This is a genomic window from Flavobacterium gyeonganense (assembly GCF_029625295.1).
GTDB lineage: Bacteria > Bacteroidota > Bacteroidia > Flavobacteriales > Flavobacteriaceae > Flavobacterium > Flavobacterium gyeonganense.
In genome coordinates this window covers 4,448,206-4,466,084 of sequence record NZ_CP121112.1, presented here as the reverse complement: position 1 = coordinate 4,466,084, position 17,879 = coordinate 4,448,206, and the positions used below count along the sequence as shown (strand labels likewise).

Here is a 17,879-nt window from a genome sequence, read left to right as displayed (position 1 = left end):
GTAAGGATTTTTAATCTTGATCATTTTAATTTCTAATAACTGTTCCGAACGAATATTCCCCGGATTCTATCTCAAAGACAGCTTTATTATTTTTTATATTCAAAAATTTAGTTCCGCTCTTTTTACCATTTATTGTTACATCACTTTCTTTTAAAGCGGGTAAATAAAGTGTCGCTGTTGTATTTGCAGGCACAACAAAACGGAACTTATATTTGCCTTTTTTTATTTCCCAGCTGCTTTCAATACGTCCGTACATCGAATCGTAATATCCATTTGCAAAGTTCATCTCTCCGGTAGTATCGGGTTCCGGCTTTAAAATAAAATGTTTAAATCCCGGTGCATTATCATCTCGTAAAATTCCTAACGAATAATTATACATCCATGCCCCTACCGCTCCAAAGGCATAATGATTGAAAGAATTCATTCGGTTATTCCCTCCAAACCCGTCTTTATGCGTATACGAATTTAATCGTTCCCAAATCGTAGTTGCTCCTTGGGTGACAGGATACAACCACGAAGGATAAGATTTGTTTTGTAATAACTGATAGGCTACATTCGAATATCCATTATCTGAAAGTGCTTTATTGACCCATGCAGTGCCAATAAATCCGGTCATTAGGGAATAAGGCGGACAAATAACGCCCTGATCGGTTTTGTTTTCTCTTTGTATAGAAGATATAAACTGTTGTAAAGCAAGATCAGCATTTTCCTTATTCAGAACACCAAAAGCAAAGGGTAGTACATACGAGGTTTGTGTATCCACAATTTTACCTCTAAATGCTGTTTTTCCTGTTGTTTTATCAATATAAGTCTTATTGAAAAAATCTTTTCTCTGCTTGTAATATTCTGAAAAATGTTCCTGATCTTTCTTTTTGTCTAATAAGCCGGCAACTTTAGCCATAATTTCCAAATCATAAATAAAATAAGCTTCCCAGAATAGCGTTTTTTCGTTTTTAGAATCTTCTAAACTCAGCCAGTCTCCTAACGAGCCCCAGTTATCTCTTTCGTTTTCTTTTAAAACACCTGTTTTAGGATCAATATCGGCAATCAGATAATTGGCGTAGTTTTTCATAGCCTCATAATGCTCTTCTAATAAACTGAGGTCACCGTATTGCAGATAATTTTCCCAGACAACAGTAATTCCGGCACTTCCCCACAACGTTTCACCAAATCCTACACCTATTGGAGCTACATCCGGAAAACGCCCATCTTCACTTTGAATATCTCTCATGGCCAGCATATGCCTTTTGAGAAATTGTTTCACATCTGCTAGATGAACTGCAGTCCTTGAAAAAACCGAAATATCACCACTCCATCCTAAGCGTTCATTACGCTGAGGACAATCAGTAGGTATCGATAGAAAATTCCCTCTCATTGACCAGGTAATATTTTCCCACAATTTATTTACCAAAGGATTTGAGGTTTGATAATGTGAAGACAATTCATGTATCGAACTTAATACCGTTCCTTTAACATCGGTTAACAGCAATGGTTTTTCAATTCCTGTTATTTCTATGTAACGATATCCGTGAAATGTAAATCGTAGCGTTACAGCTTCGTTACCTCCTTTGGTTGTGTAAATATCCTGTGACATTGCCGCCCTAACATTTTCAAGCATCAGTAAATTTTCATTGCCTTTGTATTCGGGCAAATCCGGATATAAAACTTCGGCATAACGCAATGTGATTTTCTTTCCTTTTTCTACATTCTTCAGGGTAATTTTGGGTACACCAACCATATTTTGTCCCATATCGTAAACAAATACACCGGGACGGACTTCTTTAACAGATTGAGCTGTTAATTCATTTATTGGTTTAACCGTAGATCCAAATTGCCCCACCAATTGAGCATCAGCAAAATTATTAAAGTTGGGTAAATTAGCTGTTCCTTCTGAACTTACAAAACCATCAGTTCCTATGGCTGACGCCTGATGCCAACTCGATGAATCGTATTTTGCTGTACTCCAGCCTTCAATTGCTTTTTCTTTTTGTGCATCATAAACTTCACCCTGAAAAAAGCTGCTGTATTTTACTGGTCCACCATTAAAATACGTCCATGTTTCAGGATTACTTGTGATAATTTTTTCTTTTCCATCGGCATAGGTAACTACCAATTTGGCCAGTATCGACTGGCGATCACCAAAGAAATTCCAGTTTTCACCAACAAACGTACTACCTCCACTCCACCAGCCTTCACCAAGAATGGCACCCAATACATTATTGCCTTCCTGAATATTAGACGTTACATCATACGTTTGATACAAATGAGTTTTATTGTACTGCGTAAGTCCGGGATTAAAATAATCGTCTCCTATTTTTTTTCCGTTTAAGTAAACATCGTAAATCCCATGTGCTGTGACATACAATCGTGCTTTGCTTATTTTAGGAGAATCGATTTTAAAGACTGTACGCAGCATAGGCATGGAATTCTGACTTGGATCAGCTAAAACTAGAGCTTCTTTATTTCTTCCTGTTAAAACATAGCTATTATTTTCAACCGTTACTTCTTTAAATGACGAAAATATACCTGAAGCAGGGCTATTATCAGAAAAAATAACATTTGAAGGGCTTCGGTAATTTTTAATTTCAAGTTTTGAGAACTGAGCTTTTTCTCCCTTGGGCACTAAAAAACCAATGTCGCCTACTACAGGAAAAGCTATAAAATCGCCTCCGGCTCCTAATGGATTGAGATTAATATCAGCAACCCCATTTTCTTTCGAATCCCCATCAATATAAATTTTAGTAACTCCTAAACAGCTTTTTACAATTACTGTATGAGGATTATACTTGTTTTCCTCATTAATTAACGTATTCGGAATAGAAAAACTTTTAAAAGGGATCTCTGTTTTATCTTTTGGATGATAGCCAACCCGATAAATATTGAGCTGTGCCTGCACATCGGAATCTAAGGGTTTCGTATTTAACTCAATTCTAATGTAACTTTCGCCTTTCTTATTTTCCAGTTTAAATAGATTTTTATTTTTATCCATTAAACGCTGATCATTCGCACCATAAACTAACGATGCTTTTGTTGATTTTGATTTTTCATCCAGCTGAATTGTACTGTTGATACTAAAAACAGGAAGATATTGGGAATACAAAACCATATCATCTGGATTACCGCCAATCCATTTTGCTCCGGACCAAGCAGTTGTTTCCTTATCTGAATCGTTATTAGTAACCATTTTATGGTTCAGTAAACCTGTTTCAAACCATGAATTCACTGAGTACTTTTTTCCTTTTTGATCCCAAACAGTTATTGTCCAGTTATATAAAGTTGTAGGTTTCAATTCTACCCCCTTGTATTTTATATTAATGGATGCCCCACTTTTAATTTTACCAGTATTCCAAACATCAATACCCTCATTATTTTTTACAATAATTTGATAGGCAGTTTGATAATAGCTTCTGTTTTTATCAACGGTTTTCATTTGCCAGCTAAATACTGGCTGAGATACATCAAGACCAATAGGAGTTACAGCATTTTCTACCTTCAGATTACTAATTTGAATATTAGCATCACTAAGTAACGCCTTATTTTCTTTTTGCTGAGCGTATAAAGACGAACTGAAAATAGCGACGAAAAGCAATAGTGTTTTTATTTGATTCATCTTTTTACCTGTCGCATTTACTTTAATTACACCTTTCTTTAATCCCGGAGCAGTAACTTCAAGATTAATAGTACCTGATTCTCCATTGCTTTTAATAATGACCAAAGCACGGCCATTCCATGCTTTTCGGGTATTGGCAACATAGAGATCAGTATCTTTTAAATTAGCATTATCAACTCCCGCAATAGCTCCGGCACCTGTAACCCTAAATGTAAGCTGGTTTTCTGCGTTTGGATTTAAAATACTTTTTTCATCTGTGATTTCGACACCTACATACACTAAATCCTGACCATCAGCATTTATGTTTTTTCGGTCAGCTGTCAGTTTAATTGTAGTTGGCTGAGTGGCTGTTTTCAATGAAACAGACTCAACTTCTTTATCATTTTCTAAGCCCACAGCCTTTAGTTCTCCCTTTTGATACGGAATCGCAAAAGTTGCTTTGAATTCCTGTGCTTTGCCTGTTTCTTTTTCCCCTAGATTTTTTCCGTTCAGGTACAATCTTACTTTTGGATATTTTGAATAGACTTCAATCTCAATATTCTTTCCTTCGTGATTAGGCCATGTCCAGCTTTCCCATGTGGGCCAGACTGCCCATAATGTCAATTTTATGAGGCCACTTTCAGGATTTGGTTCACGGACTGCCATATATATTTTTTCATTATCATTATTGTACAGCATACTTCTGTAATGCGAGATTGGTTTTCGCCAGCCTGTTAAATCAATATCTCCGCAATAAGCACCATGCCACGGATGAAAATTTCCTGTCCAATGCTCTCCTTCCAGCTCTCCCGGATATACATAACGCCCAATCCCCGATTCACCTATATAATCCATTGCGGTCCATACAAAATCGCCCAGGATATAATTATGTTTCTGAACCAAATCCCAATTTGCAAAAGCATCTTTAGGATACGATTCGGTTTGCACGATAATACGCGATGGCACTCTTTTATGGTCATCTTCTGCATGATGCAACTGATAATTGTATCCTGCGACATCGTGAGCGGCCATCAAAGGATCAAAAATATCCCAGCCCTGATCCCAGGTAGTCATAGCTGATGTTACCGGACGTGATGAATCTAGATTTTTGACAGCATTTGCCAGCATTTTTGCAGTTTCAACCGCTTCCGGTTTGGTTCTTTCAATAATTTCATTGCCTGTACTCCACATGATTATTGAAGGATGATTGCGGTCTCTCAATACCATTGATTCCACATCATGTTTCCACCATTTATCAAAAAGACCGGCATAATCATAAGTATTTTTTTTCTCTTTCCATCCGTCAAAAATTTCGTCAATCACAAGCATTCCTAATCGGTCGCAAGCATCTAAGAAAGCCTCTGAAGGCGGATTGTGCGAAGTTCTGACTGCATTAAATCCGGCAGCTTTGAGTAATTCTACTTTTCTTTCTTCGGCACGGTCATAGGCAGCTGCTCCCAGTGCGCCATTATCATGGTGTACGCAGCCTCCATTTAGTTTTACTTTTTTTCCGTTTACTAAAAATCCATTTTCAGCACTAAAAGCAATTGTTCTGATTCCCAAATTGGTGGTAACAACATCAAGAGTTTTTAATTCTTTTTTGATTACTGTTTTAACCTGATATAGATTGGGTACGTCAAAAGACCATAATTTTGGATTTTCTACCGTTACGATCTGAGTTACTTCTTTTTCTTCGTTTGGCTGTAGTTCTATTTTGTTTTCAGTATTTGCAATAGTTCTTCCTTTTACATCTGCTATACTATTCGAAAGCATCACGCTTTGTGAACTGGCAGTTTCATTCTTTAAAATCGTTTTAACTTGAGTCGTAGCCTTGTTATTTTTAACTTCTAAGGTAGAAATCGCAATACCCCAGTTTTTAACATGAACCGGATTTCTCACCATTAACCAAACGTTGCGATAAATACCTGAACCAGTGTACCATCTGGAGTTTTTTTGCTGGGAATTATCTACTTTAACGGCAATTGTATTTTGCTGTCCGAAATTTAAATGAGGTGTAAGATCAAATTCAAAAGAAGTATAACCATAAGGCTGAAAACCTACTGATTTACCATTAATAAAAACCTCTGCATTCATATAAACGCCTTCAAAATAGATTGAAATCTTTTGATCTGCCCATGCTGCAGGAATTGTAAATGTTTTTCTGTACCATGCTTTTCCCATTGGATAGAAACCACCATCTCCTTCACTAGGATTGTTTTTTTCTGATTTTCCTTCAATACTCCAGTCGTGTGGCAGATTTAATTTTCTCCAGTTGCTGTCATCAAAATTTGTCTGACTGTTTTCAGAAGCATCTCCCAGCGTAAATTTCCAATCTGAATTAAATCGTTGTTTTCGCTCGATATTATTTTTTTGCGCAAAGCTTATGGATATATAGCTTATAAAAAGCAAACTAACCAAAAGTAAAGTTCTTATATTTTTTTTCATTCAATATTTATTTTATATTTCAAAAAACAAGTGTAAAAACAACACTTTTTCAAATATATAAATATTATGGTAAAATTTTACTTATTTCTTCTGATTAAAATCTTCAAGAGTCCATTTATCTGACCATTTCAGAATTGGTTTTTCATTTTCAATTATAATCGGCAGCCACACATATGTCCCATCAATAGGATTATCCGGTTTCCAGCGGTCGGCCATAAAAATAAACTGATCATTTTTACCCTGAACAGGAAAAATATAAGTGCTTTGTGAATAAAAAGTAAGTTCAGCATCTTTGCCGACGCATGGATTTCCTAAGGTTTCCCAAGGTCCCCAGATAGATTTGGATTTAAAAGAACGTGCTTCATTAGGATCCCAGCCCGTACAGCCTGAGGTTATCATATAATAAATTCCGTCTTTTTTAAAAATTGCCGGTGCTTCATTATGTCCTGCAGGCGCCATTCTGCTCCATTTTTTTGTAAAATTCAAATAATCGTCTGTCAATTCAGAAATATGAAGAGTCAAATTTTCCTCAGAAGAGTGAATCAGATACCCTTTGTCATTATCATCAACATATACTGTCATATCCCTTGCCATTTGTCCTTTTTTAAAATCCCTGCGCACCAGCATTCCATTTTCAATAGCGGAAATCCATTCCGGACTCCAGGATTTTAAATTGCGTTCATCTGTCGAAGGGGATTTAAATTCATCCTTAAAATTGATTGGCCAGACTCCTTTATTCGGGCGATATGATTTTTTATATTTAAAAGGTCCTTTTGGAGAATCACTTATGGCCACAGCGGCTCTGGCAGCTTCATACCCCTCTCCTTTGAGTTCTAAATGAAACCACATCACATATTTGCCTGTTTTTTTATTAAAAACGACTTTTGGACGCTCCATGATGCATCCTTTTGTTATTTCCGAATTAGGATCTTCCTCTACTTTTAGTACAATTCCTTCGTTGTGCCAATTATACAAATCTTTTGACGAATAACAGCTGACGCCTTTTAGTGCTGTATTTCCTTCTTTTCCTTCGGATTTAAATTCGCCGTACCAATAATAGGTTTCATTAACGAAAATAACACCTCCTCCATGAGCATTAATATGTACACCTTCAGTATCTTTCCAAAATTTCCCTGGCCCAAAAGAATTGTTTTGTCCGAAAATTAAAGAACAAATAAAACTTATAATTATCGAAAATTTTAATTTCATTTTAATTGTTTTTTGATAAACCTTAATATAATCTATTCTTCTTATGTGTTTTTAATGAAACTAAATATAAGCATGCAGTAAAAAATGATTCGTTTTAAATTTCATCTTATTATCTATTTAAAATTCGGCATGTATCATCGTTTTTTAAGAAAATGGGGAATCGATCAAAATCCCCCATTATCACAAAAACACTTATAAAACCAAACTAACTTATTTTTTACCTGCTTAATTCTTATTTTTTGACAATTCGTATTGTTTTGTCAGGGTAAGAATTAAGCTTTATAAAATATACTCCTGCACTGTTATGTTCCAGATTCAGATGAATTTTACCATTTTCAACAACGTAATCCGATTGCGAAATCAATTTACCATCAACGGTATAAATTGCAATATGCTGAGATGTTACACTAATAGGAAAATCAATATCAAACTGTCCGGATGTTGGATTTGGAAATGCTTTTATATTCCCTGAAAATTCTGTCTGAAGTTTGCCTATAGCTAAAGTTGTATTGATGCTTCCGTAAAACTCAAGTTCAGCAATGTTTCCGTTACCCGTTGATGTATACCAATAAATGTATCTGTATTTTTGCGTTGCTAAACCTGAATCCTGAGTAAAAATATCATTAGCCGGTGTGCCAGTTATTATATGTAAAACTTCATAAGAGTTAAGGTAATCTTCACTGTTTGAGCCGCGAATTTCACTTCCGGTCATACGATTTCCAAAACCATTTCGGGGAACATACCTGATATCCGTCAGAGTAGCTTTAGTGTTTGCTCCAAAATCGTAACCTAAATAGCCTGCAGCAGTTGGACCGTCAACATAAGTTGTCAGATCTTCATCAAAAGCCTTTTCAATTGTAGCACCATTACTTTGATACGATCCTGAATGTCCAATTATATTTCCCGTAATCTTTTGTCCCTGAGCCGGGGTTGCGGTAAGAAGATTTGATTCAGGGCCTTCGCCTAAAGTATTAAAAGCAGCAATTTTATAATAGTAAGGCGTTCCGTTTGAAACTGATACATCACTGTAGGCATTCGTCGTAACAGTTCCAATAGTTGTAAAAGGTCCTGATGGCGAAACAGCTCTTTTTACATAAAAATCAACATCATACATAAAATCCCAGGTAAGATTTACTTTTGCATCTCCATAGGCTAAACTTGCATTATTAACAGCTAACGGAATGGCAAATGCCATTGTTTTAACATTTAAAGGTGTAGAATATGGGCTTTCACCTCCATTATTTACCGATGCTATTTTATAAAAATAATCTTTATTTTCCTGTAAATTGATATCATCGAAAGTCGTTTCTTTTAGATATACAGCTACATCTGCGTACGTGCCGTTCAGGGTTTCCGATCTTTTAATCGTATAGGATTCTGCTCCTGCAACCGCTAACCATTTTAAATTGATTATCGATTTCGATAATGCTTTCCCTTCAATATTTGATGGTGTAGCAGGAATTGGGGCCTGTTCGAACACCAAAATAGGGGAATATGCCGATTCTACATTGTCTTTACCCACAACTTTGATTCGGTATTCTGCTCTTGAATGAACCTGATCTGTCTGTTTGATAACTTTATAATCAGTTGATTCATAGAAAACCGAAAAATCATTTTCGCCTGTTAATTTTCTTTCCAGAATATATTTGCTTACCAAATCATTATTGGTACCTGTCCAGTTTATGGTAATATTTTGATAATCTGAAGACAGCTGATAACTCAGTGTTTCAACTTTTGTTTTCCATGTTGAAATATACTCTCTATTCGAACTAAAGGCTTTTGCAGAAGCATTACTCGCATAATACTGACCAGCAGGAGTTAAAACTACATAACTTGTAGCAGTACTTGAAATTACTGGTGCTGTTTGAAGCCATACATAATTTTGCCAGTTTGGGTTTCTTGTTTTAAAAGCATCATCTATCGTAACATACATTGCCCTTGCATCCTGTACCCAATTGTAAATAGAGTAACGCTCTACATAATCAGTAGTTTCTAATACGTTTAATATTGCTGCAAGGTCATTTTTATGTTTGATTGCATTTGCATCCGTTAATAAAGTTGGTCCGTCAGGAAAATTATTGCCTGTCCAGTTTGCACCTATGTTCCATTCCGTAATCCAAAGCGGTCTTTTGTATCGGTCATAGATATTTTGCAGATCACTTTTCCACTGAGCAGCAGTTTTGTACCAGTAACAGTGAATTGCTACATAGTCAATTCGGTAATTATTAGCTTCAGCCTGTGTCATAAAATTCCCCATCCACGGATTAAAAGGGTCAGATGTAGCAGGAGAGCCTAATCTTAAACCTGATTTCATTAACGCCGGCCAGGAAGCTATCGCTGCTTCAACTGTCATATTCGCCTGATCAGGACGATCCGGCTCATTAAACCCTAAAAGATGCGTATAACCTTCTTTTGTGTATGCAGGAGTAAATGACGGCCAGTAATTGGTTTGTCTTATGGGTACATATTCAATATTGGGTGTAGAACTCATTCCGGTATTCCAGTTGTAGTACCAGGTAATATTCGTTGCATCCATCGCCTCTGTACTTCCGCCTGCCAGTCCTTTTTTGTTGACTTCATGCCACTTCATTGTTCTGATAAACGAAATCGTTCCGTTTAAATTCACAGGCAAAAGCGCTATTTCCAGATCCTGATTTTCTGCAATATAAACCCTGCTGTATCCGCTTCCATCAGCATTTGAAGCAAAAGTGGCCATATAGCCTTTTTTCAATTTGAATGATTTAATAGCATTATCAAATGAACTTAAATTATCATGAGGTATAACGGCTGCATATAGCTGGGAAGTTCCTCCAAAATTCTCTGCTGTAAAAACTTCCAAAGGCATTTCGTTTACCGAATAAGGGGCTACCACGGCTCCGCTTCCATAATTGGTCACCTGAACATTCGTATCGTTACCCGCAGGAACACCATTTAAAGAAATATACTGCAAATAAGAACTAATAACCTCGCTCGGTTTTTTATTTTCAAAATACAAGCGGGCGCTTGCCGAATTTAAATTGACAGTGGTATTAATTAAAGGGTTATAGGCATTTTTTAAATATAAAGAAGCCGATCCGTTTAAAACTACACTCGATTTTGCATAAGCACCAACATTAAGGCTACTCGTAATTTCGGAAGTTACAGCAGAAGGACTGATCACTTTTTCAGGAGCATAGGCTGTATTTTCAAAAGTTACCGAACTCACAACCATATCAACGGCACCTGCAGCATAATTTTTTCCAATTACGATATTAGCCATTTGCAGGGTCTGAATTTTTAAATCGGCTATACCAAAAAGTGCCTTATCACCAGTAATATTGATATAATACGTTCCGGCGTTTTGTGACTGAAAAGATAGATCTCCTTTTCTTAGTTTATTAACAGCACCTGTTGTAAAGCTTTTTGATGAAATAACCGTCCCGCCACCATTCGCTGATGTAGAAACAGATACACTCATTTGAGAACCGGGAGCTAAATTTGAAATGTATTCATACAGCCATGAAAACTGATAATCCTTAGCAGCTTCTAGCTGTACCGGAAAAGAATAAACTGAATTTTCCTGAGCGCCATCCCAACGGATATACAATAACCTTCCTGCGTAATTAGTATTATCCGACTCTAAAGCATGACCCGAAGTTACATCCATATAACGTACGCCACTGACAGCATTTGCGGTATTGAAAACAGTCGAACCTAATGAATTCGTCCAGCCATAAGTAGCAGGCGTTCCAGCATTATCACTAGCAAAACCATCCCAGTTATTGATTAAATTCGAAGATTTTAATTTTAAATCCCCAATTGCCATAAGTCCTGATCCGGCTGTAATCGTGATGTAAAATGTACCATCAGCTGTTGCAATAAAAGAAAAATCGCCTTTTCGTAATTTAGTAGCATTTCCCGTTACAAAGCTTTTAGAAGCTATAACTCCGGTTCCATTTGCCGTTGCTGAAATGGCTACATTAATTGGAGTTCCGGGAGCCGAATTAGATACATATTCATAAATCCACGAAAATTCGTATTTCAGGTCTTTTTCCAGTTTTACAGGATAACTATAGGTTGAAGTAGAATACGCACTATTATCCCAGCGGATATACATAATCCTACCATTGTAAGCCGTATTATCAGACTCGAATGTATGCCCGGAAGTCACATCCAGATATCGTACACCGCTGGTTGAATTAGCCGTATTCCACGGAAGACTTGCTGAGGTATTCGCCCAGCCGTAATCATTTGGTTTTGCCGAATTATTGCCTGCAACTCCGGCCCATCTTCCCAAAAGGTTATCAGAACCATATACAGTTGGAACTGCGGAGTTGTCATTTACAAAATCAAGTACTTTAGAAGTCAGGTAATGTCCCTCCTGATAAATATTGACAAAACCATCTTTGACCGCATATCTATAAGTTTGTTCCTGAGCATTATCGGCGGAATTACTTAAATTTTCTATTGATGATAAAATGGTATTATAATTAAACGAAGTTTTGTCTAAAGAAGTCCTGAAACCAAGACCTGTTGTGTTTTTAACTTCGACATCAAGTCCTCTGCCCTGAGCTGAATTTACTTTAGCCTTTACTTCCAGCGTAAACTCTGTCTGATTCGATAACGGGAAAGAGAGTACATCCGGAGCAGTACCATTACTAAATGTTTTTAAACCGCTGAGTGTCGTAGCCAAATTTACTTTAACAGGAAGACCTGGTGCCTGAGCCTGTATCCGGAACAGAAAGACCGAAACCCCGAATACTATAAAAGTGTATAATTTTTTCATATTAAGTCTTGTTTTAAATTGGTTTAATATATTCTATACTTTTCCTAGTTGCCTGCCGAATTAAACATAGCAACTATGAATTGGATTTAGAGTCAAATGTGAATTATAAAGAAAATCTATAGTTAGTTTTAAATATAGTTTTAAAAACTGTATAACAGTAATTTAAATAGTTTTATTTAATCTAAAACATTAGTTATTTTATAATTAATTTATTTCAATAATTAGTAAACAGCAGTCCAAAATCGTTAACTGATTTTGAACCGCTGAACTACTTTTGTATATGAATAATTGAAATTTAGAACGTAAAAATAATTGGATATTAACCGTAAGTAAATGCTAAAGCTGGCTTTCATCTGCGACAGCATCCTGCCATTTATCCCAGACTTTTACGTTAGGATCGTAACCGTCATAACCGAAGTTCTGACTTAATTTGCCGTTAGTATTTGCCGTTATAGCATTGTTTGGAATTGGCCAGTAATTATTACGCTTATCCATGGTATAAAATTTAGTGCCATTTGGTACCACAATTCCGCTTGGATATTTGTTATAAAGCGTATAATGTACAATACGCTGATACCAGTAGCTGCCTCCGGATGCATCAGTCCCTGACTGTTTATCCCAGTTGGCTATATTGTATGTCTGACCCCATTCGTCAGGTTTTCCACTTAAAGCGAGACAATGCGAAATACGTTTTAGTTCTACATTTCTCCACTCTTCCAGATAAAGTTCCCTTCCTCTTTCTGCACAGATATCTCCAATTGTAACCTGTGTGTACATCTGAGAAGCTCCTGCCCTTGCCCTTATAACATTTACATCCTGAGCTGCTCCACCAACATTGCCTTGATAAAAACGTGCTTCTGCTCTTAATAAATACGTTTCTGCCAATCGATATAAGTACCAATGTGCCTTACTTCCCGTACTGGCGCCCTGAAAATCGGTTGCATTTGGATTCGTTTCATTAACAACATCATGCAGATAGATTTTATACAACGGAAAATCAAACCATTCACGAAGAGTATCTTTTGATAATAAAACTCCATTATGTTTCATTCTGAAATTTTGCTGGTAGTAGGCAGAAGTCTTGTCACTGTATTTAAGATCCTCCATATTGACCCAGTTACCAACAGTATTATTGTGTCTAAGATCCTGCTTATCTTCAATACCGTTTACGACCCACATAGGATGTTGCGAATAATAGGAAGCACTAATCGTAGAGATACCACGTCCTAATGCTCTTGCATAATCATATTTTGCCTGATAATTAGAATTATTTGAAGCAAAACGTCCAGCTGCTTGTTTACCATCTGGTGTGGTTAGCGTACCTGAATTCCAGTTTGGACCAAAAATTCTCATAGAAGCAAATGACAAAAATGACTGTACTCCTCCGTTTGGCATGACCATGATGGCTTCTTTATTGGTAGCAATTATCTTATTTTCAGGTCGGTGTAAATCCCATATAACATTTCTTGTAATGGCCCAGGTTTGTGAATTCCCTCCCGGATCAAACGTTCCAAAATTACTTTGCATCAAAGAATAACCAGACTGATTAATCAGAATATTGGCCTGAGCTTCGGCTTCTGCAAACCTTCCGGATGCCAGATAACATTTGATGAGCAGCTGACGGCATGCGCCTTTATTCACTACACCTAAATAAGGAAGTTTTGACTGCTCCGGAACCCACTCTACAGCTTTTTCCATATCGGCTGTAATCATTTCGATGATAGCTTCTTTTTTAGTAGAATAGTAAGTCTGTTTTGGAACCTCCAGAATTTTAGTAATCAACGGGACATCTCCAAACTGATATACCAGATTTAAATAGCGGTATGCTCTGTGAAAATAGGCCTGACCGATATATTTATTTTTAACTTCCTGAGATAAACTTGTTACCTTATCAATGTAGGTCAATATAGTATTGGCATGTTTAATACCAGTATAAGCCTCACTCCAATAAAATCCGAGGTAAAAATCATCATTTGTATCTGTTTTAAAACTTCCGGTAGGCACTATAGTATTTGCAAAATCAGAAATTGTACTGCTATTATCTGTCTTTCCATACTTTGCCATATCAGAGAAAACATATTCTGTACCAATAGGCACACTATTTCCGGCACTTTTATAATGAATATAATTATTACGCAACCCCTTATCGGCACTTGCCAAAACTGCCTGCAAGCCGGATTCTGTACTAAACGTAGTTTCCGGTTCGTAAAACGATAGTGGGTCTGGCTCCAGAAAGTCCTCTGAACATGAAACCAAAAGAGCAGCGGCTACTAAAGGCAAAAATGTTGAGATGCTATTTTTTATATATTTTTTCATTGTTGAATAATTATTAAAGTGAAACGTTAAAACCTAAATTAAACATTCGTGTAGCCAGTCCGCCTGTTTCCGGATCTCCGTAGTATTTCCATTCGCGGGAAGCAGACCATGTAGCTACGTTCTGACACGAAGCATAAATCTTGAAGTTTCTAACATGCAGGCGGTCCAAAAGATCTTTAGGAAGTGTATAAGCCAGCGAAATATTATCTAAACGAATAAAACTACGATCGTATAATTTTGCTGTTCCGGCTCCAGCAGGTCCTCTGGCATCAAGTCGCGCCCAGTCATTCGTTGGATTATCAATTGTCCAATAAGGATTCACAAACGGATTGTAGTTGTTGGTATACAAACTACCATCATTGTACGTATTCATATAACGTCCGTCAAGCGATTTGTGTCCCATGTAAGAATACATGTTAATAGCAAGATTCCAGTTTTTAAACACCCTGAATTCATTACGTAACGACCAGTTGACCGGAGGATCTGTCTGTCCTAAAAACTGCTTGTCTTTTTCATTATAAGTTGGTTTCCCATTAACATCATCCGCAGTGTAACTGTTTTCCACTTTTGGATCACCAGGGCGTTGTCCGTATTTTGCTGCTTCTTCAAATTCTTCTTTTTGCCATATCCCGGTTACTTTATAATCCCAGATTTGAGAAATAGGTTTCCCGATAAACCATTTATTAGCCTTATCATCAGCTTCTTTAGTTCCAATAACATTGCCATTGGCATCCTTAACATCTTCCATATTGCCATATAATGCATTAATGGAATTTTTGTTATATGAAAAAGCAACTGTGGTCGTCCATTCAAAATTTGGATTTTTTATGTTTATGGTATTAAGGCTTATTTCAATCCCCTTATTTTCAACTTCTCCAAGATTGGTTGCAATACCTCCAAACCCGGTAAAATCGGCAAGGCGTCTATTCATGATCATATCATGGGTAATCATTCTGTAAACATCTACAGTACCTGTAATTCGGTCATTTAAGAAACCCAGATCTAGGCCAATATTAGTTGCTTCTGTTTTTTCCCATTGCAAATTTGGATTTGCCATACGGTCAATTCCTAAATATTTTATATCCACAATGTTTCCGGAAGCATCAATATACCCCATTGTTGCCCCCGTACCTGAAGCTAAGTTTGCTAAAGCTATATAAGGATCGCTAAGGGTTCTGTTTCCGTTTTTACCCCAGGATAAGCGTAATTTTCCTGTACTCATTGGAGCCCAGTTGAACCAGTTTTCTTTTTTGAAGTTCCATCCAACTGCTACAGAAGGGAAAACTCCATACGGATCTTTAGACCCAAATGCTGAATATCCATCACGGCGTATCGTTCCTGTTACCATATATCGATCATCAAAAGAATAGAAAAATCTCGCCATTAATGCATCGGCAGTTTGATGAGTGTCGTTTGATGTAAACGAACTGTTAGCAAGTGTTGCATTAGCAATATTATGAAATCCTAATGCATCTGATGGCAGAATATTATTGGCATCAATACGATCTGACCATGTTTTAAGTTCTTCTGCTTCCTGAACAAATGTGGCTATAATATGGTGTTTTTCAGCAAATGTATAATCCCATGTCAAGGTATTGTTAAGGTTCCATGTAAAATTTTTACCGTTTTCCCTGTCCGCTCCTATCGTAGAGGGGTTCCAGCCTTTATGACCGGATGACTGAAAATATCGATTGTAAAAAAATTGGTAACGTGGTGCCACATTAAAAGAATACGTTATACCCAAAGGCAGAGTTACCTTAGTATTGAAAATAGTATTTAACACCGTATATCCTTTCTCAAGTTCTATAAATTGGCGGTCGTAGTAATAATTATATCCCCCGATAGTTTGTCCCATGGGTTGTCTTTCATAATCGCCGTTTGCATCTCTAAAATTAGAAAAAGGGCTGTTTCTCAACATGTTTGCATCCCAGTAATTGGTGCCGGTTCCTACAGCTATGTCTCCATCTGTACGATCCTGAAAATTAACATTTGCACCAAATTCAAGCCAACTCGTAATTTTTGCATCTACTTTCATATTGGCACGAACTGCCTCATAATCATTTCCCTGAATAGCACCTTCAGATGTTAAATACCCCAGAGACATATAATAATTTACGTTATCGCTTGCTCCGGAAACACTTAAATTATGGTCATGATTGATTCCTGTCCTGAAAGTACTGTCATACCAGTTATGCGTTTTTCCTTCTGTAAAATTTTTTAAAAGTGTAGGATCTGTAATTCCTAAACGGAGTCCCCATACTTCATTCGGGCTCTTTCCCTGCGTTTGTCCAACAGGCTGATATGCTAACCATTGCGCCTGAGTTATGCCGTATTGATTTAATTGATCAGGACTTGTATAATACCCTGGCTTACCCGCAGCTGTACCTGTTATCCATGCTTCGTAATTTCCAGTTGCTGTATTTTGCCCATACGTTTTAGCAGTCTCCCAATCCTGACGGTATTTTATATACCCTTCCGGGGAATATACATCGCGATAGGCGCTTTTATTGACAATGGTCGTATTGGTTGTAACATTTATGACAGGTTTGCCTTTTTTTCCTTTTTTAGTTGTAATAACAATAACACCTGCAGCGGCTTTAGAACCGAATATAGCTGTTGCAGATGCATCTTTTAAAATATCAATCTGCCCAACATCATCAGGATTGATTTCTGAAAGTTCACCGTAAAACTGCATTCCATCTAAAATAATAAGCGGCGAGTTATGCCCGGCGCCATCAGGATTGTAAACAGAAGTCTGCCCACGAACCTGCAAAGATCCGCCACCTTTTGCATCAGCAGAATATCCAACTTTCAAACCGGGTACACCTCTCAATAAATCCTGAACAGTTTGTGGATTCTGGTTCGCCAAAGCTTCGGGTTTCACCTGAACAATTGCCCCTGTTAAATCCTTTTTCTTCATTTTACCATATCCCACCACCACTACTTCCTCCAACGAAGCAGCATTCTCTTTCAATTGTACAATAATGTTCGATTTGTCTTTTACCGAAATTTCCTGAGTTACATAACCAACAAAGGAAACGACTAAAACTGAATTCTGATCACCAGCTAAACTGAATTTTCCGTCGAAATCTGTTGTGGTACCAATTTTTGTTCCTTTTATCGAAACCGTCGCGCCTGGCAACGGCAAACCTGTTTGATCCTTAACCTGCCCGTTTATAGTATTTTGCTGCTGTAGTTTTTCTAAGAGTTTTTCCTTGCCGGAAATTCCAGAATATGCATGCACCTGAGTTAACGAAACCAATACACAAAATATTGTAAGTTTCTTTTTCAAATCAAATCCGGATACGCAATCAGGAGCTTTGATTTTCCTAATAAAATTTGTCATCTTTGGTTGTAATTTTTTTGGTTAATTGATTAGTTAGTTTATAAATCACAGTGTTTTCGAATCATACAATTTTCAACTATGAAATTGTTTTTATTATTCTAAAAACTTTATGTAACACTATGATTTACAAGACAAATCTAATTCAACATGCGCAAGCAAAAGGGGGTAATTACAACATTATATAAGGGGCAAATCAACATTTTACCATT

5 protein-coding genes are annotated in these 17,879 nt (G+C 36.9%); all 5 read right to left on the bottom strand.

What is annotated here, in order from left to right; all coding sequences use genetic code 11:
- Positions 1-25: 25 nt before the first annotated feature.
- Positions 26-6,034, bottom strand: a complete 6,009-nt coding sequence (locus P5P89_RS19220) for a family 78 glycoside hydrolase catalytic domain (RefSeq protein WP_278009760.1) — start codon at positions 6,032-6,034, stop codon at positions 26-28.
- Positions 6,035-6,115: 81 nt separating this feature from the next.
- On the bottom strand, positions 6,116-7,243 hold the full coding sequence (locus tag P5P89_RS19215; protein ID WP_278009759.1) for a glycoside hydrolase family 43 protein: 1,128 nt from the start codon (positions 7,241-7,243) through the stop codon (positions 6,116-6,118).
- Between the two features lie 232 nt (positions 7,244-7,475).
- Complete coding sequence (locus P5P89_RS19210; protein ID WP_278009758.1) at positions 7,476-12,008, bottom strand: glycosyl hydrolase; 4,533 nt, start codon at positions 12,006-12,008, stop codon at positions 7,476-7,478.
- A gap of 336 nt (positions 12,009-12,344) precedes the next feature.
- Positions 12,345-14,324 (bottom strand): RagB/SusD family nutrient uptake outer membrane protein, encoded by a 1,980-nt coding sequence (locus tag P5P89_RS19205; protein WP_278009757.1) that lies wholly within the window; start codon positions 14,322-14,324, stop codon positions 12,345-12,347.
- 13 nt (positions 14,325-14,337) lie between these two features.
- Positions 14,338-17,670: a SusC/RagA family TonB-linked outer membrane protein gene (locus tag P5P89_RS19200; RefSeq protein ID WP_278009756.1), complete on the bottom strand. Its 3,333-nt coding sequence runs from the start codon at positions 17,668-17,670 to the stop codon at positions 14,338-14,340.
- Positions 17,671-17,879 lie beyond the last annotated feature (209 nt).